Here is a 25,725-nt window from a genome sequence, read left to right on the forward strand (position 1 = left end):
TCTCATAAAGTCTAATCCCTTGAATGCGTAATTATACTTAGATAATCATAAAATTTCTTTTAAGCTTCGCAAATTTATAGTAAAATGCTTAAAAATTTAAATTAAAGAGATTTTATGAAGGTAATATCAAAAAGCTTCGGGGATTACGGAACTAATTGTTACGTAGTAAAGACCGCTTGCGGCGAGATTATAATAGATCCCGGCGACGGTGCCGCGGAATGGGCGCTTAAAAACGCGCAAAAGCCGCTTGCGATACTTCTTACGCACGGGCATTTCGATCACATCTTTGACGCCGAAAAGCTAAGAGCGGAGTGCGGCGCGCCGATTTATATCCATAAAAACGACGTTTTTATGGCGCAAAACGATATTTTCGGTATGGGTTACGAGACCTTTACGCCCGATTTTGCCGTAAAAGACGACGAAATTCTAGATTTGGGCGAGATTTGCGCGAAATTTATGCTATTTGCGGGGCATACGCCCGGCTGCTTAATGATAGAGATAGCGGGCGCGCTTTTTAGCGGCGATTTTTTGTTTAAGGGCGGCGTCGGGCGCTGGGATTTTCCTTATTCGGACTCGGGCGAGATGATAAAAAGCCTGCAAAAATGTAAAAATTTAAGCGGCGATTTTACGCTTTATCCCGGACACGGCGCGCCTAGCACGCTAAAAGCCGAGCAAGAAACGCTTGATGAATGGATAAGGGCGGTTAAAATTCGCTCGTAGCTTGCTTTTGCGAGTTTTTATTTTATTCGTGCGCATCGTAAAATCGTTTTATTTTAAGCGAATGTTTTAATTAAGCGCCGTTTTATTAGGCTTAGTTTGCGTTTAAAACGGCCGAAGCGACTACAGCTAAAAGCGCCCGCCGCTTAGCGCAAAAACCGCAATGGCGTGCGAAATTTAAAGGATCTACTCGCCTTGCGCTTCTTTCCTCTCGTTTTGCCTTCTTATCGCCGCCTCTTTTTGGATATTTTTTTGCTGCGCTTGAAAAATATGCTCTTCAAGCGTTACGAGCTGGAAAGTGCCTTCGAAAATTTTAATATCTTTCGTTTTGCCGATTACGCGTACTTCGCGTTTTTTGGACTCTTCAAAGTGCGCCTTGGCTTCAAATTCCACCACGTCGCCAAGCTTTATCGCGCCGAAAAAATTAATCCGCGCGCTAATGGTTACGCAAAAAGGCTCGTTTATAGCTAGCAGCGCCGCGTAATTAGCCGCGCTAAAAATAAAACCCGTATGGATCAGTCCTTCGCTATCGGCGGTCATTTCATTATTCGTGTAAAATTTCGTTTTGGCGTGGTTTTTTTCGATTAAAGTCGCCGCCCCGCTTAAATTTAGCTTGATTGCGGGCGAGGTTTTTATATCGCCTCTAAACGGATTTTCGTCCTCCGGAAGCACGATGTGCGAGTCGTCGTCGCTTGTTTCGTAGATATTTTCGTCTGCCATTTTTATTCCTAAATTTTAATTTTTACGTAGACGCGCTTAGGCGCTGGATAACCCTCGATCGTTCGCATAGGGTCTTTGGGATCTAAAAAATCGCCCAAACTTTGTCCGTCTATCCACTCGGTCTTTCGCTGCTCGTCCGCATCCGTATCTTTCGTAGCCAGTATCTCAAAGTCTTTAAATTTCGCCCTTTCGCACCAGTTTTGAAGCGCGCTAATCGTAGGCACGAAATAGATGTTTGAAATTTTCGAGTAGGTAGATCTAGGCGTGAGCGTGAAATCGCCCTGTATGTCGATATACATGGTGTCTAAAAATACCTCTCCGCCCGGATTTAGCGCGCTTTTTAACTCTTTTAGCGTTTTTACGGGGTCGCTTCTGTGATAGATCACTCCTAGGCAAAATATCGCGTCGAATTTATGCTCGTAAAAGGGCAAATGCTCGACGCCCAACGGCTCGTAGATGGCGTTTGATTTTGCGAAGCGATCGATAAACTTAAACTGCAAGAACGTCCGCGCGCTAGGATCTAAACCTACGATCTTTCGCGGCGAAAGAGGCAACATCCTAAACATATAATAGCCGTTATTGCAGCCTACGTCGGCTACGGTTTTGCCGTCTAAATTTAGATGCGGCGCGAGCAGGTTAAATTTCACGAAGCTTCGCCACTCGGCGTCTATAAAAAGCTCGCCCAGCCTAAAAGGGCCTTTTCGCCAAGGTTTTAGCGCGAGAGCGATCTCTTTTATCCGCTCCGCTTGCTCGGGCGTTAAATTTTTAAATTTTAAGCTTACTACGTCGCTAAAATCGCACTCGCAGGCGATTTGGGGCAAATTTTCTATCGCCCGCAAAATTTCTCCGTTCGCGCCGCTAGAAATTTCGGCTATCTTGCGCGCTCTGACGCCCCGCAAATCCACGCTATTTCCAGTCTATTACGTTGTGCGGGCAATCTTTTTGATACGTGCCCGTCGCGTCGTAATACTCTTTGCAGTCGTTGTAATATTGCGTCGAGACGCCTCGCTCGTTTAAAAATACGCAGCCGTTAAAATTTAGCGCGATTATCGCAAGAAATATAAATTTTTTCATAGCGCGGATTTTAGCATAAATTAGCGCAAATTCGCAAAATTTTCGGGCGTTAGCGAGCCGTCTCGCAAAACGTAAAGCGAGTTTGCGAGCCTGTCTATAAAATTTAAATCGTGCGAAACGATGACTTGGCTTACGTCAAGGCCGGATAAAATTTCGACCAGCCGCAGCTGCATTTTACTATCAAGTCCCGCCGTAGGCTCGTCTAGCAGTAAAATTTTAGGCTCTTTAACGAGCGCCCCGGCTAGAGCGACGAGCTTCTTTTCGCCGCCTGAAAGCTTGTAGACGATCTTATTCGCAAGATGTCCGACCCCCAGGCGTTCTAACATATTTCGCGCCGCCTCTCGCGCGTCGTTTTTCGCCAGTCCGCAAGCTAGCAGATCAAAGCTCACGTCATCAAGCGCCACGGGGCAGATAAATTGATCGTCGCTGTTTTGAAACAAATATCCGATCTCGCGCCTATGCTTTTTAAAATCCTCTAATCCGTTCATTTTTTCGTGAAAAATTTCGACAAAGCCGCTACTAGGTTCTCTAAGTCCGCCCATTATTTCAAGCAGCGTACTTTTGCCGACGCCGTTTGCGCCTATCACAGCGAGCTTTTCTTTGTGGGCTAGGTTTAAATTTAGATTTTCAAAGAGCGAAATTTCGCCCGCTCGCGCGCTAACGTCTCTTAAATTTAGCGAGCAGCTCATAAAATAGCTCCTTTTTTAATCAAAATCGCGCACGCCGTAAGCGCCGTTAAAACGTAATCCAAAACGCCTATTTTTAGGCGCTCTTTCGGCGTCGCGGCAAGGCTAAAATTTCGCGCTAGCATCGTTTTTTTAAGCGCGGAGTAACGCTCGTGCGAGCGCAGAAATAAAATCGCCGTTACGTTCGCGCAAATTTCAAAGCTAAAAACGCTCGTTTTCGCGGCGAAAGCGCGCGCGTTTAGCGTCTTTTTTATCCTTTTAAAATCATCTAGCGCCGCGCCTATAAATTTAGCGCAAAAATAGATCGCGTAGCTAAATTTGGACGAAATTCTAAGTCCCGCAAAGGCGCTTGCGATGCGGTAGCTATCAGAGCCGTAAAAAAGACAAAGCGTAAAAAGCGCGATAAAATTTCCCCTTAAAAAAACGAGCGCGCCCAGGCGCAAATCCCCGCTAATAGCCGCGCTTAGCGCATTTAATGCGATAAATACGTTAACCGCGGCGAGGGCTTTTAAAATAGGTAAAATTCGCGCCTTTGCAAGCAGCGCGGTAAAAAGTATCGGCAGCGCGAAAGAGGCGTAAATTTGAGAGCTAGTCGCGACGTAAACGTTAAATACGCAAAGGCAAAGCAAAGAAATGCTTGGATTCATCGGCGTTTTACCAGATAAAGCGCGCTAAAAATCGCGAAAATCCCGAGTAGGCCAAGGATAAATTTTATCGCGTAGGGGAGGGTTTCGTCGTCTTTTTCGCCGCTAAAATTTTCGCCCGTTTCGGCAAAGTCGCCGCTTGCCGCGAAATTTATCTTTTTTTGATGCCCCAGCGAGCCGTCTATTAAAATTTCAAACTCTTTTCGCGCGATTTTTACGCTAGCTTCGCCGTTTTCGTCCGTTTTAAAATTTTCAAAAACCGCGCCGCCGCTAATTAGCTTTACGTCGCATTTTACGCAGGGTGCTCCGCCGCTAAAATAGCCCCTTACGAGCAAATTTTCGCCTTTTTGCTCGGCGAAAATTTTAAGCGCGTGAGCGTAAGAAAGGCTAAAAAACGCGAGCAAAATAAGTAAAATTTTCACGCCAAAAGCCCTTTATTTACGCGCAGGATAAATTTAAGCGCAAATAGGCTAATCGCGCCCTCTACCGCGCTTAAAACGGCGTTTGAGGCAAGCGCAAGCGCCGCTACGGCGTAAAACTGTTCGCCGTTTAGCGCTAAAACCGCGCTTAAAAGCAGCGCCGAAGCTAAAATAGGGGCAAATCCAGCTAAAAATAGCCAAAATTTTTGCCCCTTCGCCGCGTAAAATTTAAAAAAATATCGTCCTAAAATAGCGGGAGCGCCTATGATTAAGGTATTTACGCCTAGCGCGCTAACGCCTCCATATCCGAAAAATAGCCCTTGAAAAAGCAGCCCAATAAATACCGCTAAAATCGCCTGCGCGCCTAAAAAAGCGCCGATTAGCCCGCTAAGTACCAGATGCGCCGACGTAGCTCCGATCGGTACGTGGATAAAAGAGGCCGTAAAAAATAGCGCGCTAAACGCCGCCACGCGCGGGATTTGCCGCGCCTCTAATCTATAAAAAAGCGTCCCGATCCACGCCGCGCCGACGATCGCTCCCGCGGCTAAAATTTCGGGACGCAAAACTCCTTCGCTAATATGCATAAAAAGCCTTGAAATTTTGCCGCTTGCGTAGGAAATTCGGACTTAAATTTAGCCTATTCATACTCTTTCGCTTCTATCCATAGCGCGGCTCCGAGCTCGACGTCGTAGTCTTTGCCGTCTTTTTTCATCTTTCCGCCCTGCGTAAGGGCGGCAAAGCCCCACCACCCCGCAAGCGGCGTTACGAAGCTAAATTCGCCGAGTTCGTTAGTTTTTACCTCCTGCGTGACGTGATCTTCGCTAGGGGCTTTGACGCCTTTTTCGTTGTAGTATTCAACCTCGACGACGACGTTTTTGGCAGGTTTGCCGTCTATTAGCACGCGACCGGTAAAAATGTTGCCCTTATAAAGTCCGTAAGGGCGAGTTAGCGGCACGATCTCGGCTTGCAGTCCGATCGGCTCGTCCCAGCCTTCGCCGTATCCGTAGCCGTTTACGACGGTTTTTACGATATGGCGGATAAATTTATTTTCGCTAGGCTCGAAATAGGGCGCGAAATCGGCGTAAAATTGATAAACGGCGGGTTTATTTACTTTAAAATCAGTCTTAAAATAGCTAAAATTTCCTTGCGACGCGGGCGTTAAGCTTTTAAAAATTTCGTGCTCGCCGCCGGTAAAAACTCCCGCGACGCTAGGCGTTTGCATATTCATCATATCGCCCAAAAACGGATGCATAAACTTATAAGTTAGCGTTAAATTCGCCTCTTTTCGGCTCTCTACGCTAGAATTAGACGGGATCAAAACGGCAAAATGCGCGAACGCAGAATCGATAAAAAGCGCGAGCGATACGAAAAATTTTAGCTTCATTTTATTCCTTTGAAATTTTAGGCGCCATTATACAAGTTAAGATTTTAATTTTAGATTTATTTAAATAAAATTTGCGTAGAATGCGGGTTTTTAGAGACTGGGTCAGTCTAAATTTACGCTTCAAGGCAATTTCATGCAACGACGAGATTTTTTCAAGACTACGGCGGTTTTAGGCGCGGCGGCTACGCTTCCTAGCTTTGCTTTCGCTTCTGGCGAACAGGGCGCGAATGCACCGAAAAACAGGGTATTTGAGCTAAGTTTTAAGCACGCGATAAAAGAAAAAGGTAAGCTTACTCGCGTATGGCTTCCGCTGATTACTTCTACTAGCTTCCAACAGCTTTTAAGCGATTATAAGGTGCAAAGCAACGCTAGGCAGTATTTCATCAGCGATCTTGCGATCCCTACGCTATTTGCGGACTTTAAGCAAAACGAAGAAAACGCGTTTATAGACGTTAGTTTTAAAGTTCAGACGCAAGAGAGAAACACCGATTTTAGCAAGGTAAATTTTAACGAGAATGAAAAGCTGGCGCCCGAAATTTCGCGCTATTTACAGCCTACGGCGCAAATTCCGGTTACGGGCGTCGTAAAAGAGTTCGCCGATAAAATCGTTGGCAAAATAAGGGGCGATTTAGAAAAAGCGCGCGCGATTTATACGTGGACGGCAAATACGATGGAGCGCGATAATAGCGTGCTCGGGTGCGGTCTTGGCGACGTGAAGCAAATTTTAACCAGCGGTAAGCTAGTAGGCAAATGCACAGACATAAATAGCGTATTCGTGGGGCTTTGCAGGGCTGCGGGTATCCCCGCGCGCGAGCTGTTCGGCATTCGCGTAGGAGCGTCGAGATTTAGCGCGCAGATGGGCGCGGCGCCCAAAGAGGACGGTATAAGCCGAATTTCGGGCGCTCAACACTGCCGCGCGGAATTTTATCTAAAAGGATACGGCTGGATACCGGTTGATCCAGCGGACGTTACGAAGGTGCGGCTAGGCGAAAAGCTAAGCAACGACGACGCTAAAATCAAGCAAGTGCGCGAGTATTTGTTCGGCAACTGGGAGATGTGCTGGGTCGGATTTAACTACGGGCGCGACTTTGATTTACGCCCGCGCGCCGAGCAGACGCCGATAAACAACTTCGGCTATCCGTATGCGGAAGTAGACGGAAATACGAGCAATTATTACGATCCGAAGGAATTTAGCTACGAGTATAGTTCTCGCGAAATTTCGCTTTAAGATAATTTATGAAAAATGAAAAATCCGCCGATAAGCGCGGCTTTTGGCTTATAGTAGCCGCCGTTTTTAGCTCTTTGGCCGCGACGCTGTGCTGTTTGCCCGCGCTTTTATTTTTGATCTTCGGCGCGTCGTTTTCGTTTCTTTCTTGGGCGGACGCGCTTAGCGATTTTCGCGGCGTTTTTTCGGCGTTTGGGGTCGCGTGCTTTGCGGCCTCGGCGTTTTTTGCGTTTAGACCCGCAAAATCTTGCGATATCGGCCACGCGCGTAAAAAGCGGATCTTAATTTACGTTTTGCTAGCGATTTTGCTTGGGTTTTTACTGTTTTATCCTGAAATTTTAGGGAGTTTTTATGCGTAAAATTTTGTGTATTTTCCTGCTTTGCGTCGGCGCGCTTGCAGATAGGACGGTCGAAATTTACGTGGAGAAGATTCATTGTCCGCTTTGCACCGCTATCGTGCGAAAGGCGCTGCTAGGCGTTGAGGGCGTAAAAAGCGCGAAGGTTACGCAAAGCTCTAAAACCGCAGTCGTCGTAGCAAGCGACGAAGTAAGCGAGAGCGCGCTGCTTAAAGCGTTGGAAGCTACGAGCTATACGGGAGTCGTAAAAAAGCCTTAAATTTTTAAAAATAGATTTTACGTCTTGCCGCGAAATCTCTGCGCCAAAATTCGTTATAATTTTTCAAAAATTTAAAGGAATATTTATGCAAAAAGGTAAAATTTTAAACTATTTTAAGCGGTTGTGCGAGATACCGCATTGCAGCTTCGAGACGGACGAGATGACGCTATTTCTGGCGGATTTCGCGCGAAATTCGGGCTGCGATACGCGCGTAGACGCCGCGGGCAACATACGCGCGGTCAAAGGCTCGCCTAAAATTTGCCTGCAAGCGCACTACGATATGGTCTGCATGGGCGAAGCGCCGCGAGTGCGGGCGTATCTGGACGAGCAAGGGTTTTTGCGCGCGCATAATTCGTCTTTGGGCGCGGATAACGGTATCGGCGCGGCGATCGCTATGAGCGCGCTTGAAGAGTTTGAAAATATCGAGTGCCTTTTTACTAATAACGAAGAGGTCGGAATGCTCGGCGCGGAGGGCTTTGCGGGCGATCTGGCCGCCAAATACCTGCTAAATTTAGACAGTGAGGACGAAAACGAGGTAATAGTAGGCTGTGCGGGCGGCGTAAATATTTTCGCTAAAATTTCAAGCGAGCGCGTAAAATGTGACGAGAGCGCGCTTTACGAGGTTAAGATAAGCGGTCTTTGCGGAGGGCATTCGGGCGTCGAAATTCACAAAAATATCCCTAACGCGATTAAAATTTTAGCGCGTTTTATCGCGCAAAGCGGCGCGCGGTTAGCCGATATTAGCGGCGGCGAGCGCAGCAACTCCATCCCTGCAAACGCCCGAGCGTCGGTACTCTTAGACGAAAATTTAGCCGAGCGAAATTTTATCCGCGCGGCTAGCGAAATTTTTGGCGTAAATTTGACGTTTAACGGCGCGGGCTCGGCGCAAGCTGAAATTTTAGGCGGACTTTTAAGCGTTAAAAAACGAGGGCGCGCGAATGAAATTTTAGCAAACGGCGAACGAATTTTATCGCTTATTAACTCCTTCGCGCAAGGCGTGCGCGCTTACGACGCGAGCGTAAATAGCGTGCTTGACAGCATTAATCTTTCTATTTTAAAATGCGGCGAGGACGGCGCGGAGGTAGAGTTTTTCGCGCGTTCGATGAGCGAGAGCGGGCTTGAAAGGTTGGAATTTGAGACCGTAAATTTAGCGCGCGCTTTGGGATTTAGTGCGCGTTTGCAAGATCGCAGCGCGCCTTGGACGCCCGCAATCGGGGAGTTTGCGCGAGAGGTGGCAAGCGAGCTTGCGCGAATAAATCCGAACGTTAAAATTTCAGCTATCCACGCGGGGCTTGAATGCGGCGTGTTGCTACAAAAGCAGCCTGATTTACAAGCTTGCTCGATAGGGCCTAATATCTTTTCGCCTCACTCGGTAAACGAGCGTTGCGAGGCGGCGTCGGTAGAGAGAATAGCAAAGGCGGTACGGGCGATTTGCGCGAAATTTCAGTGATTTTTATGCGTTTTGCATTTTTAAAGCGCCACTTAAAAGCCGCGGACGTAACGCGGCAAGGCGCGCTTTTAATTAAATTTTATCCTTGCTTTTACATAAATCGTATAAAAAGCACTCTTTGCAAAGCGGCTTTTGCGCCTTACAGACGTAGCGGCCGAAAAGCACCATCGCTTGATGCAGCCTGTCTAGCCGCGTCTTAAAAGCGGCGGTTAGGTCGCGCTCGGTAAGCTCGGGCGTCTTTGCCTCGCTTAGATCAAGTCTATGCGCGACGCGAAATACGTGCGTATCTACCGCCATTACGTTTGCGCCCGTAGCCTCTAAAAGCACGACGTGCGCGGTCTTTTGCCCGACGCCGGCGAGCGATTTTAGCTTCTCCTCGTCAAGAGGAATTTCTCCGCCGAAATTCTGCACGACGCTCTTTGCCATTTTTATTAAATTTTGGGCTTTATTGTTAAAAAAACTGCAAGTATTTATCAAAATTTTTACGCTCGCCAAGTTCGCGTCCGCCATCGCTCGCACGTCTGGATAGGCCTCAAAAAGCGCGGGCGTTATTAAATTTACGCGCTTGTCGGTACACTGTGCCGAGAGCATCACGCATACGATCAGCTCGTATAAATTTCTAAATTTTAATTCGCTTTTAGCGTCCTTAAATTCGCACAAAAAACGCTTTTTAATCTCTAAAATATCTTTTTTCGTCCTCATGGCGCGATTTTAGCATAATTAACGAAAAGTAACGGCATTATTTGGTATAATTGCCCTGCAAATTTTCACAAAAGGATATTTATGAAGAAATTTTTATTTCCGACAGTTTTAAGTTTGGCTGCGGCTATTAGCCTAAATGCGGCGGTAGTCGCGACCGTAGACGGAGAAAATATCGAGGATAGCGACGTAGAGGCGCTCGTAAGCGTAGCCGCTCCTAATCTGGACGCGTCTAAAATGCCTGCGGATATGAAAAAAAACGTCATTAACGATTTGATTAACCGTAAGCTTTTGGTAAAAGAAGCCAAGGCCAGCGGCATAGAAAAAGAAGAGGAATTTACCAAAGCTATGCAAGCCGTCCGCGACAATGTAGCGCTTGATTTATACATGAAAAAGATATACGACGGTATTAAAGTAACCGACGCCGAGTTAAAAGCGTTTTACGATAAAAATAAAGATAGATTTAACCAGCCTGCCGCTGCAAAAGCTAGCCATATTTTAGTCGAAAACGAAAAAGACGCGAACGACATAATCGCGCAGCTTAAAAACCTAAAAGGCGACGCTTTAGCTGCGAAATTCGCAGAGATTGCGAAAGCTAAATCTATCGATAAGGGCTCTGCCGCAAACGGAGGCGAACTGGGATGGTTCGGTCAAACTCAAATGGTAAAACCTTTCGGCGACGCGGTATTTGCGATGAGTAAAGGCGAAGTGTCTAAAAAACCGGTTAAATCGAATTTCGGCTACCACGTAATCTTAAAAGAGGACTCAAAAGCCGCCGGTTTAGTGCCTTTTGATCAAGTAAAACCTCAAATCGAAAACGCCGTAAAAATGGAAAAATTCCAAGCTAGCGTTAAACAAAAAGGCGATGCGCTTCGCTCAAAAGCAAAAATCGAATACAAATAAAGGATAAAAAATGGGCGTTTTAGACGTTGTAAAAGCGGGGGTTTTAGTCGGCGATGACGTAAGTAAGCTTTACGCGCACGCCAAAGAGCAAGGGTTTGCTATCCCTGCGGTAAACGTAGTCGGCAGCCACTCGGTAAATGCCGTCTTGGAAGCCGCAAAAACGGCTAATTCGCCAGTTATTATTCAGTTTAGCAACGGCGGAGCGGGTTTTTACGCCGGTAAGGCGTGCGAAAACGCGGACGTCCTCGGAGCTATCGCGGGCGCGCAGCACGTGCATCTGCTAGCGCAGGCTTACGGCGTGCCAGTCGTGCTTCATACCGACCACGCCGCTAGAAAACTGCTGCCTTGGATCGACGGGCTAATTAAGGCTAGCCGCGAATACAAAAAAGCTCATGGTAAACCGCTTTTTAGCTCGCACATGCTTGATCTTAGCGAAGAGAGCCTCAATGAAAATTTAAGCACCTGCGAGAAGTATTTAGCAGAGCTTAGCGAGCTTGGCATTAGCTTGGAAATCGAGCTCGGCGTAACGGGCGGCGAAGAAGACGGTGTAGATAACACGAGCGTCGATAATGCGCTGCTTTACACCCAGCCCGAAGACGTCGCGCAAGCGTATGAAAGGCTTTTAAAAATCAGCGATAAATTTAGCATCGCGGCGAGTTTTGGCAACGTCCACGGCGTGTACAAGCCCGGTAACGTCGTGCTTTGCCCCGAAATTTTAAAGAATTCCCAAGCATACGTTGCCGATAAATTTAACACCGCTTCGAGCAAGCCCGTAAATTTCGTCTTTCACGGCGGTAGCGGTAGCGAGCTAAAAGATATCAAAGACGCCGTCAGCTACGGCGTGGTAAAGATGAATATCGACACGGATACGCAGTGGGCGTTTTGGGACGGCGTGCGCGGCTACGAGGCGAAAAATCGCGCCTATTTGCAAGGTCAGATCGGCAATCCCGAGGGTGAGGATAAGCCGAATAAAAAATACTACGACCCGCGTAAATTTTTGCGCGCGGGCGAGGAAAGTATGGTTAAGCGCCTGCTTACGGCGTTTAGCGATCTAAACTGCATAAATAGGAACTAATCCTAATGCAAAATCAAACCGATTTTAGCGACCTGGCCTTGCCTAAAAGGCAGGCGGGCCGCAGTATTTTTGCCTTTTCTAAAATCATCTTTTTTCCCGTTATTATCTACGTTTTTGCGCTGTTAGGATTTACGGGCGCTATAAATTTTAACGTCGAGCTTCATACGATTTTGATGATGGGCGTTATTTTGGCGGTTGCGCTAGTTTTTACGCGACATAGCGCTGAACTTGCCTATAATTTATTCGTCTCGCGCGGCGAAGATTTCAGAGCTAGCCTTAAAAAATTTATCGTCGCTAATTTACTCGAATTTGGCGGCGTTAAAAAATCAAGCGCTAAATTCGAGGAGTTTTTAGACGGCTACGCAAGAGATTTTAGAAACGACAACCTAGCCGGTATAGGCGCGGCTGTATTTCCGATGCTTGGAATTTTAGGTACTTTTATAAGTATCGCTATTTCGATGCCCTCTTTTAGCTCGGATACTTCAAGCGAACTGGAAAAAGAGATCGGAATTTTGCTAAACGGCGTAGGAACGGCATTTTACGTTTCGATATACGGAATTTTTCTCGCGCTTTGGTGGATGTTTTTCGAAAAGATCGGAGCAAGCAAATTCGAGCGGTTCGCAAGCGAACAAAAAGAGCTTAGCAAGCAGTTTTTCTGGCAGGAAAACGAACTGCAACTAAAATATATGAGCGTTGGCGCGGCGCATTTTAAAAGTGCGGAGGTAATGTTTGCCGCAGTGACCGCAGACGGATATTTGCAAAATTTACAAGACACCGTCGACACGAAATTTAGCGCTTACAAAGAACTGCAAGAACTTGAAAGCCAAATACTAGGCGAAGCTAAGGAAAGCCTAAAAGATAATATCAAGCTATTAGAAAGCGCTGCGAGCAGGCAGGATGAATTTGTTAAAATTCACTCCGAAATTTTAAAATCTATCATAAATTTTAACGCCGCGCTAAACGAGGTCGAGCTAAAATTTTCCGGCGAATACGCGAGATTAAACGATCTAATAAGTAAAAGAGCCGATACGCTGGAAAATAGCGCTATAAAATTCGAGCGAGGACTAGCGAGCTTGGACGCTAGCCTAAAAGAATTCGGCTCGCGGCTTATGAGCGAGCAAAATGCCGCGATGGACGCGTTTAAGACGAGCTTATTCGAGGGCGCAAACGCCTTTAAAAATGCCTATGAGCAAGAGGTTAGAGCGAGTGCGGACGACGAGCGCGACGAGCTGATAGCCGAGCTTAAAAAAAATATAAGCGAAATCGACAAAGAGGCTAGTCGGATTATTAAAAAGATCGAAAACACGAGCCTGATCGATGAAAATAGATAAAAATAGCCCCGAGTCTTCGACCTTTTGGGTGTCGTATGCGGACTTGATGGCGGGGTTGCTTTTCGTATTTATGCTTTTAATCGGCGCTATCGTCGTAAAATACGTTCTTTCGCAAAATACGCTAGAAAGTAAAGAACGAGCCGTAGTCGCCGCGCTTGCTAGCTTGCAGGACGAGAAGAGCAAAAACGCGCTTTTGGACAAACTAAATTTCGCTCTAAAAGACGAGCTTGCAAAGCTGGGAGAGCAGAATTTGGAGCTTAAAAAATCAAACGATATTTTCGTGGTCGAGATTGACGCGCTAAAAGATCAAATTTCAAAGCTGCTAGCGGAAAATTCCGATTTAAACGCTTCAAACGTCGAGCTTAACGCGACTGCGCTAAATTTAAACGCTCAAACGATAATTTTAAACGAGAGATTAAGCGAAGCCGAAAAAAACGCTAGCGAGCAAAACGCGAGCAACGAGAAAAGCTTAGCCAAAATCGCGTTTTTATTAGAGCAAATGAGCGCGCAAGACGTCCGATATAACGCGCTTTTACGCGATCTAAACGTTACGCGCGACCGCATTAAAAATTTAACCGGCATTCGCGTAAAAGTAATCTCCGAGCTTAAAGAAAAACTAGGCGGCTCAATCGCTATCGATCCGAATTCTGGCGCGCTAAAACTAAGCTCGTCGGTGCTGTTTGACAAAGGCAAAGCCGAGCTTAAAGAAGAGGCCAAAGAGACCTTAAAAGCTACGCTGCAAAAATATTTTTCGGTACTTCTGGATGATGAAAAGGTAAGGCAAAATATCGATCAAATCATGATCGAGGGTTTTACCGACAGCGACGGCAGCTATCTTTACAATCTCGAACTCTCCCAGCGCAGAGCGTACGCGGTGATGGATTTTATAAATTCTTTTAACGACGACGAGCGGCTTAGAAAGCGTCTGATCGCTAGCGGGCGAAGCTTTAACGAACTTATTATGAAAGACGGCGTAGAGGACAAAGACGCGTCGCGCAGGATCGAGATAAAATTTAGCATTTCGAATAAAGAAGCGATTAACGAAATCGAAAAATTTTTGGAATTAAAGCAATGATCGAGCCCTTTACCTTTTGCGGGCGTAAAATTTGGCTTTTAAGGGACGATTTACTAGGCGTATTTAACGGTAATAAAGCGCGCAAGCTCGAATACTTTTTAAACGCGGATCTAAGCGGCGTTTCGCGCATCGTTTCAAACGGATCTAGTCAGTCAAACGCGATGTATAGCCTAAGCGTTTTTGCTAAAATGCGCGGGCTAAAATTTAGTTACGTCGTATCGCATTTAAGTAAAAATTTAGAGCGCGAGCCGGTCGGAAACTTAAAATTCGCGCTTGAAAACGGGATGGAGATTTTCGTTAATCAAAACCGTAGAGAATTTGCGCGCGAGCTAGCGAAGAAAGAGGGCGCGCTATTTATAGAAGAAGGCGTCGCGCAAAAAGAGGCGGAGGCGGGCTTTAAAACCCAAGCGCGCGAGATTAAAGCTTGGGCAAACGAGCGCGGATTTTGCGGGGCGCGGGAGCGAAATTTCGAAGGGCAAACTTCTAGTGAGCAAAATTTAGGCGCTAAAATTTTAGATATTTTTTTGCCTAGTGGTACGGGAGCTAGCGCGGCGTATCTAGCTAAAAACTGCGAATTTAACGTATTTACCTGTCCTTGCGTAGGCGGTAGCGAATATTTAAAAAGCGAAATTTTAGCTTTGGATCCGCATTCGCGAGTAAAAATTTTACCGCCGCCTAAAAAATATCATTTCGGCGATTTAAAGCCCGAGCTTTACGAAATTTGGCGGCAGACGTTAGAAAATTCGGGCGTAGAGTTTGATCTAATCTACGATCCGGTTGGATTGCTTACGCTTAAAGAAAATTTAGCCGATTTTAAAAACGAAATTTTATATATCCATCAGGGCGGAATTTTGGGTAACGTAAGCCAAAAGGCAAGATACGAAAGAAAATTTAAGACGGAGGGAAAATGAAAATTTTAAGAACTAGCGACGAAAATTTTAGAGCGGAATTTAATAAGCTCGTTCGTCGCTCGGATATGGATATGAGCGCGGTAATGCCGACGGTTACGGGCATAATTAACGAAGTGCGCGCGGGCGGGGACGCGGCGCTTTTCGCGCAGATTAGCAAGTTCGACAAATGGTCGCCGAACGAAACTAGCTTAAAGATAGATCCCGCGCAGATGAAGGCGGCTTACGAGCGACTTAACGAGCCGCTAAAAGAGGCGTTAACTACGGCTTACGAGCGTATAAAAGCCTATCACGAGCGCTTTAAGCCTAAAAGTTGGACGGAGGCCGACTCGCAGGGCGTGATTCTGGGCGCGAAATACTCCCCCGTAGAGCGCGCGGGGCTATATATTCCTGGCGGCAAAGCGGCGTATCCTAGCTCGCTTTTAATGAACGCCGTACCGGCTATCGTCGCGGGAGTAGAGCAGATCGTAGTCTGCACGCCGGCGGTGGGCGGAGAGGTGAACTCGCTGCTGCTTGCGGCGATGCACTTGTGCGGTATAAAAACGGCGTTTAAAATAGGCGGCGCGAGCGCGATAGCGGCGATGGCCTACGGGACGCAAAGCGTGCCTAAAACTGACGTTATCACGGGTCCGGGAAATATCTTCGTAGCGACGGCTAAAAAGCTAGTCTACGGCGAGGTAAATATCGATATGATCGCAGGACCTAGCGAGATCGGCGTCATCGCCGACGATAGCGCAAACGCCCGCCATATAGCGATCGATCTGCTAAGCCAAGCCGAACACGACGAGCTGGCGAGCAGCTTTTTGATAACGCCTAGCGAGCGCTTCGCAAATAGCGTTTTAGAGCATATCGAAAGCGAGCTAAAAACGTTAAAAAGAGAGGCCATCGCGTCTGCCAGCATAGAAAATAAAGGCGCAATCGTAATCGCAAGCGATATGAAAGAGTGCATAGCGCTCATGAACGAGTTAGCCGTCGAGCACCTAGAAATCGCCGCGGATAACGCGCAAGAATTTTTAAACTACGTAAAACACGCGGGCGCGATATTTTTAGGGCATTTTACGCCGGAAGCCATGGGCGATTATCTGGCCGGTCCAAATCATACGCTGCCTACGGGCGGAAGCGCGCGATTTTACTCGCCGCTAGGCGTTGAAAATTTTATGAAAAAAAGCTCGATAATCTCGGTCGGTAAAGAGGGTGTTAAAGCGCTCGGGCAAGCCTGCATGAGGCTAGCGGACGCCGAAGGGCTCGGCGCGCACGAAAGGTCGGTAAAGGTACGTTTAGATGAGCTAAATTTATCCTAAATTTAGGGATTTAAGGATACTATTATGCAAAATTGAAGGGGCTAAAATGACTATAAATAATTTTTCTACCAACGCGGCTACTGCAAATAACCATATGAACGCATCAAAACAGCACGGCGACAAGGCGCTGCAAAATGTTGCGGCTCTTCGCGCGCTTAGCGGTACCGACGGCTCGAATCTAGCCATAGCCGACTCGCTTCTATCTCAGGGCAATACCATGCAGCAAGGCATCGCAAACGCCAACGACGCGATAGGAATGCTGCAAATCGCGGATTCTACGCTCGCGAATTTAAGCCAAAGCGCGGATCGTATTAGCGAGCTTTCCGTGTCGCTTGGAAACGCCGCGCTAGGAAGCAGCGAACGCAAAATGATACAAAGCGAGATTACGGCGCTTAAAAATTCGATGACGCAAAGCGTGTCTCAGGCGAGCTTTAATGGCAAAAACGTATTTAGCGGCGAGCTAAATTTCGTAACCGGCAACGGCGTAGCAAACATTAATTTGAGCGCAAATGCAGTAACAGCCATCAAAGAAGACGGCTCGAATGCGGGCGATATTATTAGCAGGATTAGCTCGTTGCGCGGCGAGATCGGCTCGGTGCAAAACGGTATCCAAAGCGGTATAAATACGTCGATTGCGCAAGAGGTAGCGCTTAGAGAGAGCGAAAGTAAACTGCAAAATAACGACGTAGCTAAAAATTTAAGCGAATACAAACAAGATAATCTAAAACTAAACGCGGCGGTTTTAGCTCACGCGCACAATACCGAAAATTTACGCTTACAAATGGATAGGCTGCTAGCCTAAATTTACTTAGCCCGCTCGCAAATTCATCCTCTAAATTTGCAGGCAATCGGATGAAACGAGCGTGGCGATCTACTAACCTCGCTTACCGATGCGGGGTTAAATTTTACTCCCGAAATTTACGCAATAACTAAATTTTAAGACTATATGAAAGAAATTTGCGGGCTTTGAAATTAAAATTTTAGCGGCGCTTTCATGCTTGCCGCGTATTAAAATTTTCGTATTGAATTTAAAGTATAAAAAACTAGAAAGGGGTAAATTTTACCCCTCAATGTAGTTTTTGAGCTTTCTGCCGACTTTTGGGTGTTTTAGTTTTTTGATGGCCGAGCTTTCGATCTGGCGGACGCGCTCTCTGGTTACGTTTAGCGCCTTTCCGATCTCTTCTAACGTGCGGTCGCTCTCGTCTTCAAGTAAGCCGAATCTCATGCAAATTACCGCTTTCTCGCGCTCGTTTAATTGGCTTAGTACCTCGTCGATTTGCGCGCGTAGGTCGTTTTTTAGTATCTGATCGATCGGGCTGATCGAGGTTTTATCTTCGACGAAATCGCCGAATTTTCCGTCGTCTTCGTTTGCGATAGGAGCTTCTAGACTGATAGGCTCTTTGGTTATCTTGATGACTTGTTTTACCTTATCTACGCTTAGGCCGACTTCCTGCGCGATGACGCTTACGTCGGGCTCTTTTCCCTCTTCTTGCAGGTATTTGCGGTTAATTTTGTTGATACGATTTATCGTCTCTATCATGTGGATCGGGATGCGAATCGTGCGGGCTTGATCGGCGATGGCTCGCGAGATGGCCTGACGTATCCACCAGGTAGCATAGGTTGAAAATTTATAGCCCTTGCGGTATTCGAATTTATCCACGGCCTTCATTAGGCCGATATTGCCCTCTTGAATGAGGTCTAAAAACGGCAATCCGCGGTTGGTGTAGCGCTTTGCGATACTTACTACGAGGCGTAAATTCGACTTTGCCATTCTGGCTTTTGCTTCGTCGGAAATTCTCTTTCCGCGTTTAATCTGTTCTAATACCTCTTTTAAGCGCGTAGGCTCTAGATTAAAGCCTTGCTTGCTAGCTTCTTTGGTTTGAAAGAGTTTTTTTATCTCTACGTAGGTTGAAACCATCGTAGCTTCCGGCACGCGCGCGGCAATCTCTTCTTTGCTGAGTTTTACGATGTCTTTTAGTATGCTTTTGTGATTTTTTTTAAGCTCGTCGCTAAACATAGGCAGGCGGTATTCTAGGCGTTTTAGCTCTTTGTCGAAATCGTCGTCGCTTTTTAGCGCGGTTTCCATAGATTTTACGATTTCGCTGATTAGTTTGCTGGTAGGTCCTAGATCCATCAGCTTGTCTTTTAAAATTTTCTTTTTAAACGCGAGAGTAAGTTTTGAAAGCGCGTCCGTGCCTTCGTCATCTTGTTTGAGCGCGATTTTTAGCCACTCTTTTTTTGCTTTTTCGAGCGCTTTAAAACTTTCTATTACCTTTTCGGCGCGCTTATCGTTTTTAAGCGATTTTGCGGGCTTTTTCTCGCTATCTTCATCGCCCTCTTCGCTTTCGTCGATCTCTTCCTCCTCTTCCTCGTCGCCTTCTTCCTCAAAGCTCTTAAATAGCTCTTTTACGCGGCGTTCGCGGTTTATTAAAGGCTCTTTATATTCTAATATAAAATCTATCAAAAACGGAACCGAGCAAAAGGCATCGATTATGATATCTTCGCCGAGCTCGATTCGCTTACTGATTTCCACCTCTTCGTCTTTGGTTAAAAGCGCTATTTGCCCCATTTCGCGCAGGTACATTCGCACGGGGCTATCCGAGCGCGACCACTCTAAAATATCCGTATCGCCCGTTAGGTCGAATTCCTCTTCTAAATTTTCGTCTTGGGCTTTTGCTATCTCTTTTTGACGCTTCTTGGCTTCGGCTAAATTTCGCATTTTAGCCACTTCCGCGGCGCTTAATAATTGCACCTTATCGTTTTTGGCCAATGTTTCTATCTTTTTAACCAGAGCCGCCGTCGGCGCTTTATCTAGTAATTTTACGAGTTTTTCGTAGGTAACAAAACCCTTAGCGTTCTCCGAAAAAAGCTCCGCTACTTGCGGAAGTACGTCTTTTGATGCCATAAATTTTCCTTTGGGGTCTTGATATTTCATAAAAAAGAGGTGGATTATACCCAAATTTTATTAAATGCGGGTAACAAAAATTTTGGAACGGCTTTTGCTGGAAAAATCGCAAAATCAAGTAAAGACGCTCGCAAGACGAGCTAAAACAAGGAAAAAATAATGCAAAACGGCTACTATCAGGCTACCGCCGGTATGGTAACTCAGTTTAACCGCCTAAACGTCATTTCAAACAATCTAGCCAACGTAAATACGATCGGCTATAAAAAAGACGGCGTCGTGATCGGGGATTTTGAGAGAATTTTCAAAGAGGTTCACGACGAGCTGCCGCTAAAAAACCATACCAAAGACGCGGCGAAATTTTTAAATCGCACGATCGACCGCACGCCGCAAATAGCGCAAACTTATACCGATTTTAGCGCAGGCGGATTTAAATACAGCTCAAATGTGCTTGATTTTGCGATTAAGCGCGAAGATGCGTTTTTCTTAGTCGATACTCCCCAAGGCGTGAGGCTGACTAAAAACGGCTCGTTTAGCTTGGACGAAGAGGGTTTTATCGTAAGCAAAGAGGGTTATCGCGTGCTACCTAGCGGATACGAGGCGCAGCCCGCGGGACAGCGAGGCATACAGCTGCGAAGCGATCAAATTTTAACCGCCGATAAAAACGGTAATTTATACGCCAAAACCACCGATTCGCTAAACGAGACTAATCAAATCGGAAAATTTTATATCGCTCAGCCCCGCGAGATTCGCGATCTAAAAAAGATCGGCGATAATTTATACGAGCTAAAAAACCTTGACGATATGATAGATCTCGACGCGCCCGAGACTCTTATGCAAGGCTACGCGCAAATGTCTAACGTAAACGCCGTAACCGAGATGGTGGGACTAATCGAAGCCAATAGACTCGTTGAAATGTACCAAAAAGTCATGACTAGCCACATGACCGATCTAAACCAAGAAGCTATCGAAAAGCTAGCGGCTAAAAGCTAAATTTTAAAGGATAAACCATGATGAGATCGATTTATACGGCTGCTACGGGTATGATCGCCCAGCAGACCCAAATAGACGTGACTTCGCACAATATCGCAAACGTAAACACCTACGGCTACAAGAAAAATCGTGCGGAATTTGCGGACCTTATGTATCAGTCGATGGAATACGCCGGTACGGCCACGAGCCAGACCACCACGAGCCCGACTGGTATAGAGGTGGGCCTTGGCGTGCGTCCTACGGCTATAAATAAAATTTTCTCGCAAGGATATTTTAAAGAAACGAGCAATAACCTAGACATGGTAATCGCCGGAAACGGCTTTTTTCAAATACAGCTTCCAGACGGAACTACGGCGTATACCAGAAACGGCGCTTTTAAGCTAGATAGCGAAGGCACGATCGTAAATTCCGACGGCTATCAGCTCATCCCGCAGATCACGGTCCCCGCAAACGCTACGCAAATTTCGATCGGTCAGGACGGCACCGTCTCGGTGATACAAGCGGGGCAAACCGAAATGGCGCAAATAGGTCAAATAGAACTCGCGAATTTTATAAACCCGGCGGGACTTCACTCGATGGGAGATAATAACTATCTACCGACGAGCGCTAGCGGCGACGTGGTAGTTGGGACCGCTGGGCTTGACGGGCTAGGCACGATTAGGCAAGGCTTTATCGAGATGAGTAACGTCCAGCTAGTTGAGGAGATGACCGACCTCATCACGGGTCAGCGCGCTTACGAGGCCAACTCTAAGGCCATCACGACGAGCGACGATATGCTGGCCATCGTAAACGGCATAAAAAGATAGCCTAATTTAAGGGATGCGGGCGGGTAAATTTTTCCGTTTCCGCGCATCCGTCTTTATCGCCTAAATCGCAAGCTTTTTTAAAATATTTTTTAGCTAGCTCGTTTCGGTTTTGCTTTTCGTATAAAACCCCTAAATTATAGCAGCCGCCGCGTCCGTCTTTCATCGCGCAAGCTCGCAAAAATAGCTCTTTTGCCTTCTCGTAGTCTTTTTGCACGCCTTGCGCGTTCGCGTACGACGAGCCTAAATTTTGGCAGCCCATCGCGTCACCTAGCTCGCAGGCTTTGGCGTAAAGCTTATTAGCGTTTTTATAATCATGGCGTGCGCCCGCCAAAAATCCCAAATATACGCAGTCCTCGGCTTTATCGTCGTCGCAGGATTTTTCTAGCGCTTTCATATCGTCGCTTGCGGACAAAATCGCCGCAAAAACGAGTATCGCGAATATTTTTTTCATAAATTTCCTTCAAAATTTTATATAAATATTTGCTAGCCGTTTTAAATGCTTAAATTTTTAGAAATTATATCAAATTTGGCACTATGAAATTTTCGCCCGCCTTTATCCAAATTTTTTAAATTTTTAGCTATCATCGCGCTTTTATTAAGGAAAATTTTTGCATTTTAGTTACGTTTTTAAGCTTAGCGTTCCGATATTTATGGGCTATTTTCCCCTCGGCGTCGCCTTTGGGATACTGGCTAAAAGCATGGGCGTTAGCGCATTTATCGCCATAGCGCTTAGCACGCTAGCTTACGGCGGCGCGGCGCAGTTTATGATGCTCTCGCTTTTTAGCGCGGGCACAGGGCTTTTAGAGGTTTTTATCGTCTCGTATCTGGTAAATTTACGCCATACTTTTTACGGGCTGGCGCTTTTAAAAGAGTACAGAGATCTCAAATTTCGCCTTTTTAATATCGCGACTCTTACGGACGAAACCTTTGCGATATTTAAGGCGCTCAAGATCACGGACGCGGCGGAGCGTAGTTATGTTTTTACGCGTTTAAATTTGCTCTCGTGGCTCTACTGGGCGGCGGGAACGGCGGTCGGATGTTTAGCCGGCGAGCTGATAAAGATCGATACGAGCGGGCTTGAGTTTAGCTTAACCGCGCTTTTTATCGTTATCGCGATGGAGATGTTTAAAAACGATAAGAACTATAAGGTGCTAGGCGCGGCGTGCCTGTTTGGAGCCGCCGGCGTAGCGCTCATGCCTGCCAAAGCGATGCTAGTAGGCTCGATGGCGCTTTGCTTTATTTTTATTTTAGTTTTTAAGGATAAGCTTTGATAAGCGCGAGTTCTAGCGAGTGGGCGATATTCGCTGCCGTTTTGCTAAGCGCGTTTGCGACCTTTTTAACGCGCGCCGCACCGTTTTACGTCATCAAAAACTATAAGCCTAGCCCGTGGCTAACGGCTGTGGAGCGACACATGGGACTGATGATAATGGTTATCTTGGTGTGCTACGGGCTAAAGGAAGTCAAATTTGACGTTTATCCATATGGACTAAACGAAGCGCTAGCCGTTTTTAGCGCGGTTTTGATTCATCTAAAATTTAAAAATACCCTGCTTAGCATCGCGGCTTCGACGGGTATTTATATGGCGCTAATCAGGCTTACGGCTTAAACGGAGGTTTTATGAAAAGAGTTACTATACTAGCAGTGGGCGGCACGGTAGCAGGAAGCGGCCCCGGATCGCTTGATGCGAGCTATATCTCAGGAACCGTTACGGTGGATAAACTGATCGCTGCGGTGCCTGAAATCAACAAGATAGCGACCATAAAAGGCGAGCAGATCTCAAACATCGGCTCGCAGGAGATGAACAACGAAGTTTGGCTAAAGCTAGCAAACAGAGTAAACGAGCTGCTAACTAGCGGCGAGGCCGACGGCGTCGTCATCACGCACGGAACCGATACGATGGAGGAGACGGCGTATTTTTTAAATTTAGTCGTCAAAAGCGACAAGCCGATTGTGTTTACGGGCGCGATGAGAAATAGCGGTTCGCTAAGCGCGGACGGCCCGCTAAATATCTTTAACGCCCTAAACGTCGCGGTAAGCCAAGAAGCCGCAGGCAAGGGCGTAGTAGTCGTGATGAACGACGAGATCCACGCGGCTCGAGAGGTAACTAAAACCAACACTACCGCGGTCGATACCTTTAAATCTCCAAACAGCGGCAAGATCGGCACGGTGTTTTACGGGCGGGTGAATTTTAATCAGAATTTCGCGCAAGGTGGACATGGCGGAGCTAAATTCGGTCTCCCAAAATTAGGCGGTAAAATTTCAGACCTCGAACTGCCGAAGGTCGAGATAATTTACCTTTACGCCGGTTGCGCGGACTTTGCGCTAGAATGCGTGCGAACGGCAGTCGAGTGCGGCGCGAGAGGCATAGTTTTCGCAGGTCTTGGAAACGGAAATTTGCCTTCGAATTTGCTTAAAAATTTAAGCCCGTTTCAAGCTAAGGGCATAATTTTCGTGCGGAGTACGCGCGTATTTTGCGGCGAAGTTAGCCCGCGCGGCGAGATAGACGACTTTGAGACGGGCCTTGTTTCAAGCGCGGATCTAAACCCGCAAAAGGCTAGAATTTTACTGATACTGTCGCTTTTTGTGGGGTTAAATTTAAACGAGATTAGAGAAATTTTCGGCTAAATATTTAATTAAGGTTCGTTTAACTCGCACATTTTGGCGCTTGCTAGATCGAACCATACGTCGCATTGCATATTCCCGAATTTTTCGTCTAGCATTTTTGCCAGCCTTTGGCAGCTTGGCGTATTATTTAGAGGGTAAACGATAGTTATGATTTTCGTCTCGCCGTATCTCTTGCCCATAGGCGTAGCGGGTATACCGACGCACGCTTTTTTCGGGTCGTCGTCGATTGCCGTTTTTATCCTAAAAACCGCGTTATCGTAATGTCCTACAACCGCATCGGGAACTAGCGAGTGTCGCTTGATGAAATTAACCTGATCGGGCAAACATCCTCCGTCTTGCGTAAGTATATCGGAGGAATAGTCGTGTCTATCGATCGCCGCTAAGCCGACTAATTCGTCCGCGGCTTTATTTATCTGATCTAGCGCCGAGACTATCTTAGCGTCGTCTCTATTTGCGCTAAGCCTCGGTATCGCAATAGCGGCTATAATACCGAGAACCACGATTACGAACACTAGCTCGATCATAGTAAACGCTCTTTTAATTTTAGGAGCGCAAAATTTATGTGCTATCCCCACCGTGCATAAAATTTTCATAATCTTTCCTTTTATTTTGAAGTAAAATTTACCCGCATTGTAGCGAAATTTCGCAAAAATTTAATCATAAAAAAACCGATGACGGCTACTAAAATAAAAGGCACTGCGAAAATAACGTTAATTTTAGTGTTATCTGTGCAAACGTATTGAATCGTTTAGCTTACGTAGCCTAAAAACGCGACCACTGGTGGCGCTAGCGCAATGAAAGCATAGGCGTAAATTTTTGCGCGAGCGGCTCGCGAAAGATCATGCGGTCGAAAAATAATCGTAAATAGCGCAAGCCGAAAAAATAGATAGACCGAGAGATGACGTCACATGAATTGCCTGTCGCCGGCGACTACTATGACGAGATTTCCTACGACGGCGATAAACCTGGCGGGATTTGCCTGCGCAACAGATAATATTGAAGGATAAAAACGAAAAATTTAAAAACTATTTTAGCGGCGGCATCGGCGTTTTGCTATCTAAACTTGGACGCGCTAGAAAATACGCGCGTGAAGCAGACGGAGTTTAACGAAAACGGCTATATACTGCAAGAAACCGAGCATATAAACGGCGTACCAAACAGCTCGGTTTTGTTTGAATACGGCAAAGACGGGCTAATCCGCAAAAAATACCAAGACAGCGCCGTTTATCTCTACGAATACGAATTTGACGGCGAAAATTTAGTCGCGACGGCCAAAGAGCAGCACGTGGAGGATAGATTTTACCCGCACACGGAGAAAACCACTTACGGCAAGGACGGCAAAATGATCGCTCGGGCTGTGTATTTGGGCAGGGAACTAGTGATAGACGATAGCTACGTCTACGACGAAAAGGGCGTTTTAACGCGGATAGAAGATAATATGGAGCCGCGGCACGGCATAGAGATAAGCTTTGAGCGCAAGCCAAACGGCGAATATGAAAAAATCACGCAAGCCCCGAACTCAAAATGGGTTTATTACTACGCCGCAAACGGCGACGAGATGGAGTATACGTCGGTAAATTACTTCGGTTCGCAGGCAAAAATCGGGCAAATCTTGCAGTTTAAGGATATAATCAGGGACGAGCGGGGAAATTTGACGCATAAAACCTCGGTCAAATTTAAGCCCGCGGACAAATACTACGAAAACGGCGACATAACGGAAATCGGCCTATATAAAAAGCTAGAAATCAGCTACGAATACTACTAAAGTAAATTTTTGAGCTAAGGCTATTTTTCCGAAAAAATTTCGCCGTTTATTATGGATTTAACCGTTAAAAATCCGACTATCAAAATCGAAGCGACTAGAGCCGCAAAAGCGCCGACGCCTAAAACTAAGTAAAAATCGCTTTGCGTAATTTCGTAAGCTTTTAAAAACGCTATGGAGCTAGCGGCCGTCGGGAAGGTAAAAGCCCACCACGATAGGGCGAATTTGAGTTTAATAAATCTTTTATACGAAAAAAGTATAAGCGCCGCGAAAAATACGTTTATATTAAGCAGTATCGCCGCAAAAGCGTCGAATTGCTCGGTTAATTTTACGTATCCCAAAAACGCAATAGCCGGCGGCGCTAGCTCCATAGCGTTTTTAAAAGCTTACGAAATTACGCAAAGCGATTTT

Annotated in this window: 31 protein-coding genes; 18 read left to right on the forward strand and 13 right to left on the reverse strand. The window is 46.4% G+C overall.

What is annotated here, in order from left to right:
- Positions 1–114 precede the first annotated feature (114 nt).
- Positions 115–720, forward strand: coding sequence for an MBL fold metallo-hydrolase (locus tag QZ147_RS02130; protein WP_295146558.1), 606 nt, complete (start codon positions 115–117; stop codon positions 718–720).
- 183 nt (positions 721–903) lie between these two features.
- Here QZ147_RS02130 and QZ147_RS02135 read toward each other — a convergent pair whose 3' ends face one another.
- Genes QZ147_RS02135 through QZ147_RS02170 form a run of 8 tightly spaced genes read right to left on the reverse strand, consistent with a single transcriptional unit; the run spans position 904 to position 5,644 of the window.
- Positions 904–1,437 (reverse strand): PaaI family thioesterase, encoded by a 534-nt coding sequence (locus QZ147_RS02135; protein WP_295146560.1) that lies wholly within the window; start codon positions 1,435–1,437, stop codon positions 904–906.
- Positions 1,438–1,445: 8 nt separating this feature from the next.
- On the reverse strand, positions 1,446–2,342 hold the full coding sequence (cmoB, locus tag QZ147_RS02140; protein ID WP_295146562.1) for a tRNA 5-methoxyuridine(34)/uridine 5-oxyacetic acid(34) synthase CmoB: 897 nt from the start codon (positions 2,340–2,342) through the stop codon (positions 1,446–1,448).
- Position 2,343: 1 nt separating this feature from the next.
- Positions 2,344–2,511, reverse strand: coding sequence for a hypothetical protein (locus QZ147_RS02145; RefSeq protein ID WP_295146564.1), 168 nt, complete (start codon positions 2,509–2,511; stop codon positions 2,344–2,346).
- 20 nt (positions 2,512–2,531) lie between these two features.
- Positions 2,532–3,200, reverse strand: coding sequence for an ABC transporter ATP-binding protein (locus tag QZ147_RS02150; protein WP_295146565.1), 669 nt, complete (start codon positions 3,198–3,200; stop codon positions 2,532–2,534).
- The gene (locus QZ147_RS02155; RefSeq protein ID WP_295146566.1) at positions 3,197–3,844 is read right to left on the reverse strand and encodes an energy-coupling factor transporter transmembrane component T; all 648 of its coding nucleotides are present in this window, start codon (positions 3,842–3,844) and stop codon (positions 3,197–3,199) included. Before QZ147_RS02155 ends, QZ147_RS02150 begins: the two co-directional genes overlap by 4 nt.
- Positions 3,841–4,263 (reverse strand): hypothetical protein, encoded by a 423-nt coding sequence (locus QZ147_RS02160; RefSeq protein WP_295146568.1) that lies wholly within the window; start codon positions 4,261–4,263, stop codon positions 3,841–3,843. Before QZ147_RS02160 ends, QZ147_RS02155 begins: the two co-directional genes overlap by 4 nt.
- Positions 4,260–4,844, reverse strand: a complete 585-nt coding sequence (cbiM, locus tag QZ147_RS02165) for a cobalt transporter CbiM (RefSeq protein ID WP_295146570.1) — start codon at positions 4,842–4,844, stop codon at positions 4,260–4,262. Before cbiM ends, QZ147_RS02160 begins: the two co-directional genes overlap by 4 nt.
- Positions 4,845–4,897: 53 nt before the next feature.
- Complete coding sequence (locus tag QZ147_RS02170; RefSeq protein WP_295146571.1) at positions 4,898–5,644, reverse strand: DUF4198 domain-containing protein; 747 nt, start codon at positions 5,642–5,644, stop codon at positions 4,898–4,900.
- Positions 5,645–5,777: 133 nt separating this feature from the next.
- Between QZ147_RS02170 and QZ147_RS02175 the strand changes: the two genes are divergently transcribed.
- The 4 genes from QZ147_RS02175 to QZ147_RS02190 all read left to right on the forward strand — a co-directional run bounded on the left by QZ147_RS02175 (position 5,778) and on the right by QZ147_RS02190 (position 8,934).
- Positions 5,778–6,872, forward strand: a complete 1,095-nt coding sequence (locus tag QZ147_RS02175) for a transglutaminase domain-containing protein (protein ID WP_295146573.1) — start codon at positions 5,778–5,780, stop codon at positions 6,870–6,872.
- Between the two features lie 8 nt (positions 6,873–6,880).
- The gene (locus QZ147_RS02180; protein ID WP_295146574.1) at positions 6,881–7,228 is read left to right on the forward strand and encodes an aryl sulfotransferase; all 348 of its coding nucleotides are present in this window, start codon (positions 6,881–6,883) and stop codon (positions 7,226–7,228) included.
- Positions 7,221–7,484 (forward strand): cation transporter, encoded by a 264-nt coding sequence (locus QZ147_RS02185; RefSeq protein ID WP_295146575.1) that lies wholly within the window; start codon positions 7,221–7,223, stop codon positions 7,482–7,484. The genes QZ147_RS02180 and QZ147_RS02185 overlap by 8 nt, the downstream gene beginning before the upstream one ends.
- A gap of 85 nt (positions 7,485–7,569) precedes the next feature.
- Entirely contained in the window at positions 7,570–8,934 is a 1,365-nt protein-coding gene (locus QZ147_RS02190) for a M20/M25/M40 family metallo-hydrolase (protein ID WP_295146576.1), read from the forward strand.
- 72 nt (positions 8,935–9,006) lie between these two features.
- Here the strand turns inward: QZ147_RS02190 and nth are convergent, their stop codons facing one another.
- Positions 9,007–9,636 carry an endonuclease III gene (nth, locus tag QZ147_RS02195; RefSeq protein ID WP_295146577.1) on the reverse strand — a complete coding sequence of 210 codons (630 nt, stop codon included), beginning with the start codon at positions 9,634–9,636 and terminating at the stop codon, positions 9,007–9,009.
- An 81-nt stretch (positions 9,637–9,717) separates the two neighbouring features.
- On the opposite strand from nth, the gene QZ147_RS02200 reads away from it, so the two are divergent.
- Genes QZ147_RS02200 through QZ147_RS02230 form a run of 7 tightly spaced genes read left to right on the forward strand, consistent with a single transcriptional unit; the run spans position 9,718 to position 17,028 of the window.
- The gene (locus tag QZ147_RS02200; RefSeq protein WP_295146578.1) at positions 9,718–10,536 is read left to right on the forward strand and encodes a peptidyl-prolyl cis-trans isomerase; all 819 of its coding nucleotides are present in this window, start codon (positions 9,718–9,720) and stop codon (positions 10,534–10,536) included.
- Between the two features lie 10 nt (positions 10,537–10,546).
- Positions 10,547–11,611, forward strand: coding sequence for a class II fructose-bisphosphate aldolase (fbaA, locus tag QZ147_RS02205; RefSeq protein WP_295146579.1), 1,065 nt, complete (start codon positions 10,547–10,549; stop codon positions 11,609–11,611).
- A gap of 5 nt (positions 11,612–11,616) precedes the next feature.
- On the forward strand, positions 11,617–12,942 hold the full coding sequence (locus QZ147_RS02210) for a MotA/TolQ/ExbB proton channel family protein (RefSeq protein WP_295146580.1): 1,326 nt from the start codon (positions 11,617–11,619) through the stop codon (positions 12,940–12,942).
- Positions 12,929–14,017, forward strand: coding sequence for an OmpA family protein (locus QZ147_RS02215; protein WP_295146581.1), 1,089 nt, complete (start codon positions 12,929–12,931; stop codon positions 14,015–14,017). Before QZ147_RS02210 ends, QZ147_RS02215 begins: the two co-directional genes overlap by 14 nt.
- Positions 14,014–14,928: a 1-aminocyclopropane-1-carboxylate deaminase gene (locus QZ147_RS02220; protein WP_295146582.1), complete on the forward strand. Its 915-nt coding sequence runs from the start codon at positions 14,014–14,016 to the stop codon at positions 14,926–14,928. Before QZ147_RS02215 ends, QZ147_RS02220 begins: the two co-directional genes overlap by 4 nt.
- Positions 14,925–16,226: a histidinol dehydrogenase gene (hisD, locus tag QZ147_RS02225; RefSeq protein ID WP_295146584.1), complete on the forward strand. Its 1,302-nt coding sequence runs from the start codon at positions 14,925–14,927 to the stop codon at positions 16,224–16,226. The genes QZ147_RS02220 and hisD overlap by 4 nt, the downstream gene beginning before the upstream one ends.
- 46 nt (positions 16,227–16,272) lie before the next feature.
- Positions 16,273–17,028, forward strand: coding sequence for a flagellin (locus QZ147_RS02230; RefSeq protein ID WP_295146585.1), 756 nt, complete (start codon positions 16,273–16,275; stop codon positions 17,026–17,028).
- Between the two features lie 258 nt (positions 17,029–17,286).
- Here the strand turns inward: QZ147_RS02230 and rpoD are convergent, their stop codons facing one another.
- Positions 17,287–19,131, reverse strand: coding sequence for an RNA polymerase sigma factor RpoD (gene rpoD / locus QZ147_RS02235; RefSeq protein WP_295146586.1), 1,845 nt, complete (start codon positions 19,129–19,131; stop codon positions 17,287–17,289).
- Positions 19,132–19,290: 159 nt separating this feature from the next.
- Between rpoD and QZ147_RS02240 the strand changes: the two genes are divergently transcribed.
- Both QZ147_RS02240 and flgG read left to right on the forward strand, forming a co-directional pair.
- Positions 19,291–20,121, forward strand: coding sequence for a flagellar hook-basal body protein (locus QZ147_RS02240; RefSeq protein WP_295146587.1), 831 nt, complete (start codon positions 19,291–19,293; stop codon positions 20,119–20,121).
- 17 nt (positions 20,122–20,138) lie between these two features.
- Positions 20,139–20,927 carry a flagellar basal-body rod protein FlgG gene (gene flgG / locus QZ147_RS02245; protein WP_295146589.1) on the forward strand — a complete coding sequence of 263 codons (789 nt, stop codon included), beginning with the start codon at positions 20,139–20,141 and terminating at the stop codon, positions 20,925–20,927.
- A 1-nt stretch (position 20,928) separates the two neighbouring features.
- On the opposite strand, the gene QZ147_RS02250 is transcribed toward flgG, so the two are convergent.
- Positions 20,929–21,378, reverse strand: a complete 450-nt coding sequence (locus tag QZ147_RS02250) for a tetratricopeptide repeat protein (RefSeq protein ID WP_295146591.1) — start codon at positions 21,376–21,378, stop codon at positions 20,929–20,931.
- 157 nt (positions 21,379–21,535) lie between these two features.
- Between QZ147_RS02250 and QZ147_RS02255 the strand changes: the two genes are divergently transcribed.
- The 3 genes from QZ147_RS02255 to QZ147_RS02265 are packed head-to-tail and all read left to right on the forward strand — an operon-like array spanning position 21,536 to position 23,552.
- On the forward strand, positions 21,536–22,198 hold the full coding sequence (locus tag QZ147_RS02255; RefSeq protein ID WP_295146592.1) for an AzlC family ABC transporter permease: 663 nt from the start codon (positions 21,536–21,538) through the stop codon (positions 22,196–22,198).
- A complete protein-coding gene (locus tag QZ147_RS02260) occupies positions 22,195–22,533 on the forward strand; it encodes an AzlD domain-containing protein (RefSeq protein ID WP_295146593.1) in 339 nt (112 codons plus the stop codon). Before QZ147_RS02255 ends, QZ147_RS02260 begins: the two co-directional genes overlap by 4 nt.
- Positions 22,534–22,544: 11 nt before the next feature.
- The gene (locus QZ147_RS02265) at positions 22,545–23,552 is read left to right on the forward strand and encodes an asparaginase (RefSeq protein WP_295146595.1); all 1,008 of its coding nucleotides are present in this window, start codon (positions 22,545–22,547) and stop codon (positions 23,550–23,552) included.
- Positions 23,553–23,560: 8 nt separating this feature from the next.
- On the opposite strand, the gene QZ147_RS02270 is transcribed toward QZ147_RS02265, so the two are convergent.
- Positions 23,561–24,094 (reverse strand): type II secretion system protein, encoded by a 534-nt coding sequence (locus QZ147_RS02270; RefSeq protein WP_295146599.1) that lies wholly within the window; start codon positions 24,092–24,094, stop codon positions 23,561–23,563.
- Between the two features lie 521 nt (positions 24,095–24,615).
- On the opposite strand from QZ147_RS02270, the gene QZ147_RS02275 reads away from it, so the two are divergent.
- Positions 24,616–25,317: a hypothetical protein gene (locus tag QZ147_RS02275; protein WP_295146596.1), complete on the forward strand. Its 702-nt coding sequence runs from the start codon at positions 24,616–24,618 to the stop codon at positions 25,315–25,317.
- A 20-nt stretch (positions 25,318–25,337) separates the two neighbouring features.
- Here QZ147_RS02275 and QZ147_RS02280 read toward each other — a convergent pair whose 3' ends face one another.
- Positions 25,338–25,685, reverse strand: coding sequence for a hypothetical protein (locus QZ147_RS02280; protein ID WP_295146598.1), 348 nt, complete (start codon positions 25,683–25,685; stop codon positions 25,338–25,340).
- Positions 25,686–25,725 lie beyond the last annotated feature (40 nt).

The organism is uncultured Campylobacter sp., from assembly GCF_905371695.1.
In the GTDB taxonomy this organism is placed as follows: domain Bacteria; phylum Campylobacterota; class Campylobacteria; order Campylobacterales; family Campylobacteraceae; genus Campylobacter_A.

Bases quoted from the DNA above. Each gene is read 5' to 3' on its own strand.
- QZ147_RS02130 (WP_295146558.1), top strand. From the start codon at position 115: ATGAAGGTAATATCAAAAAGCTTCGGGGATTACGGAACTAATTGTTAC.
- QZ147_RS02135 (WP_295146560.1), bottom strand. From the start codon at position 1,437: ATGGCAGACGAAAATATCTACGAAACAAGCGACGACGACTCGCACATC.
- QZ147_RS02145 (WP_295146564.1), bottom strand. From the start codon at position 2,511: ATGAAAAAATTTATATTTCTTGCGATAATCGCGCTAAATTTTAACGGC.
- QZ147_RS02150 (WP_295146565.1), bottom strand. From the start codon at position 3,200: ATGAGCTGCTCGCTAAATTTAAGAGACGTTAGCGCGCGAGCGGGCGAA.
- QZ147_RS02155 (WP_295146566.1), bottom strand. From the start codon at position 3,844: ATGAATCCAAGCATTTCTTTGCTTTGCCTTTGCGTATTTAACGTTTAC.
- cbiM (WP_295146570.1), bottom strand. From the start codon at position 4,844: ATGCATATTAGCGAAGGAGTTTTGCGTCCCGAAATTTTAGCCGCGGGA.
- QZ147_RS02170 (WP_295146571.1), bottom strand. From the start codon at position 5,644: ATGAAGCTAAAATTTTTCGTATCGCTCGCGCTTTTTATCGATTCTGCG.
- QZ147_RS02175 (WP_295146573.1), top strand. From the start codon at position 5,778: ATGCAACGACGAGATTTTTTCAAGACTACGGCGGTTTTAGGCGCGGCG.
- QZ147_RS02180 (WP_295146574.1), top strand. From the start codon at position 6,881: ATGAAAAATGAAAAATCCGCCGATAAGCGCGGCTTTTGGCTTATAGTA.
- QZ147_RS02185 (WP_295146575.1), top strand. From the start codon at position 7,221: ATGCGTAAAATTTTGTGTATTTTCCTGCTTTGCGTCGGCGCGCTTGCA.
- QZ147_RS02190 (WP_295146576.1), top strand. From the start codon at position 7,570: ATGCAAAAAGGTAAAATTTTAAACTATTTTAAGCGGTTGTGCGAGATA.
- nth (WP_295146577.1), bottom strand. From the start codon at position 9,636: ATGAGGACGAAAAAAGATATTTTAGAGATTAAAAAGCGTTTTTTGTGC.
- QZ147_RS02200 (WP_295146578.1), top strand. From the start codon at position 9,718: ATGAAGAAATTTTTATTTCCGACAGTTTTAAGTTTGGCTGCGGCTATT.
- fbaA (WP_295146579.1), top strand. From the start codon at position 10,547: ATGGGCGTTTTAGACGTTGTAAAAGCGGGGGTTTTAGTCGGCGATGAC.
- QZ147_RS02210 (WP_295146580.1), top strand. From the start codon at position 11,617: ATGCAAAATCAAACCGATTTTAGCGACCTGGCCTTGCCTAAAAGGCAG.
- QZ147_RS02215 (WP_295146581.1), top strand. From the start codon at position 12,929: ATGAAAATAGATAAAAATAGCCCCGAGTCTTCGACCTTTTGGGTGTCG.
- QZ147_RS02220 (WP_295146582.1), top strand. From the start codon at position 14,014: ATGATCGAGCCCTTTACCTTTTGCGGGCGTAAAATTTGGCTTTTAAGG.
- hisD (WP_295146584.1), top strand. From the start codon at position 14,925: ATGAAAATTTTAAGAACTAGCGACGAAAATTTTAGAGCGGAATTTAAT.
- QZ147_RS02230 (WP_295146585.1), top strand. From the start codon at position 16,273: ATGACTATAAATAATTTTTCTACCAACGCGGCTACTGCAAATAACCAT.
- rpoD (WP_295146586.1), bottom strand. From the start codon at position 19,131: ATGGCATCAAAAGACGTACTTCCGCAAGTAGCGGAGCTTTTTTCGGAG.
- QZ147_RS02240 (WP_295146587.1), top strand. From the start codon at position 19,291: ATGCAAAACGGCTACTATCAGGCTACCGCCGGTATGGTAACTCAGTTT.
- flgG (WP_295146589.1), top strand. From the start codon at position 20,139: ATGATGAGATCGATTTATACGGCTGCTACGGGTATGATCGCCCAGCAG.
- QZ147_RS02250 (WP_295146591.1), bottom strand. From the start codon at position 21,378: ATGAAAAAAATATTCGCGATACTCGTTTTTGCGGCGATTTTGTCCGCA.
- QZ147_RS02265 (WP_295146595.1), top strand. From the start codon at position 22,545: ATGAAAAGAGTTACTATACTAGCAGTGGGCGGCACGGTAGCAGGAAGC.
- QZ147_RS02280 (WP_295146598.1), bottom strand. From the start codon at position 25,685: ATGGAGCTAGCGCCGCCGGCTATTGCGTTTTTGGGATACGTAAAATTA.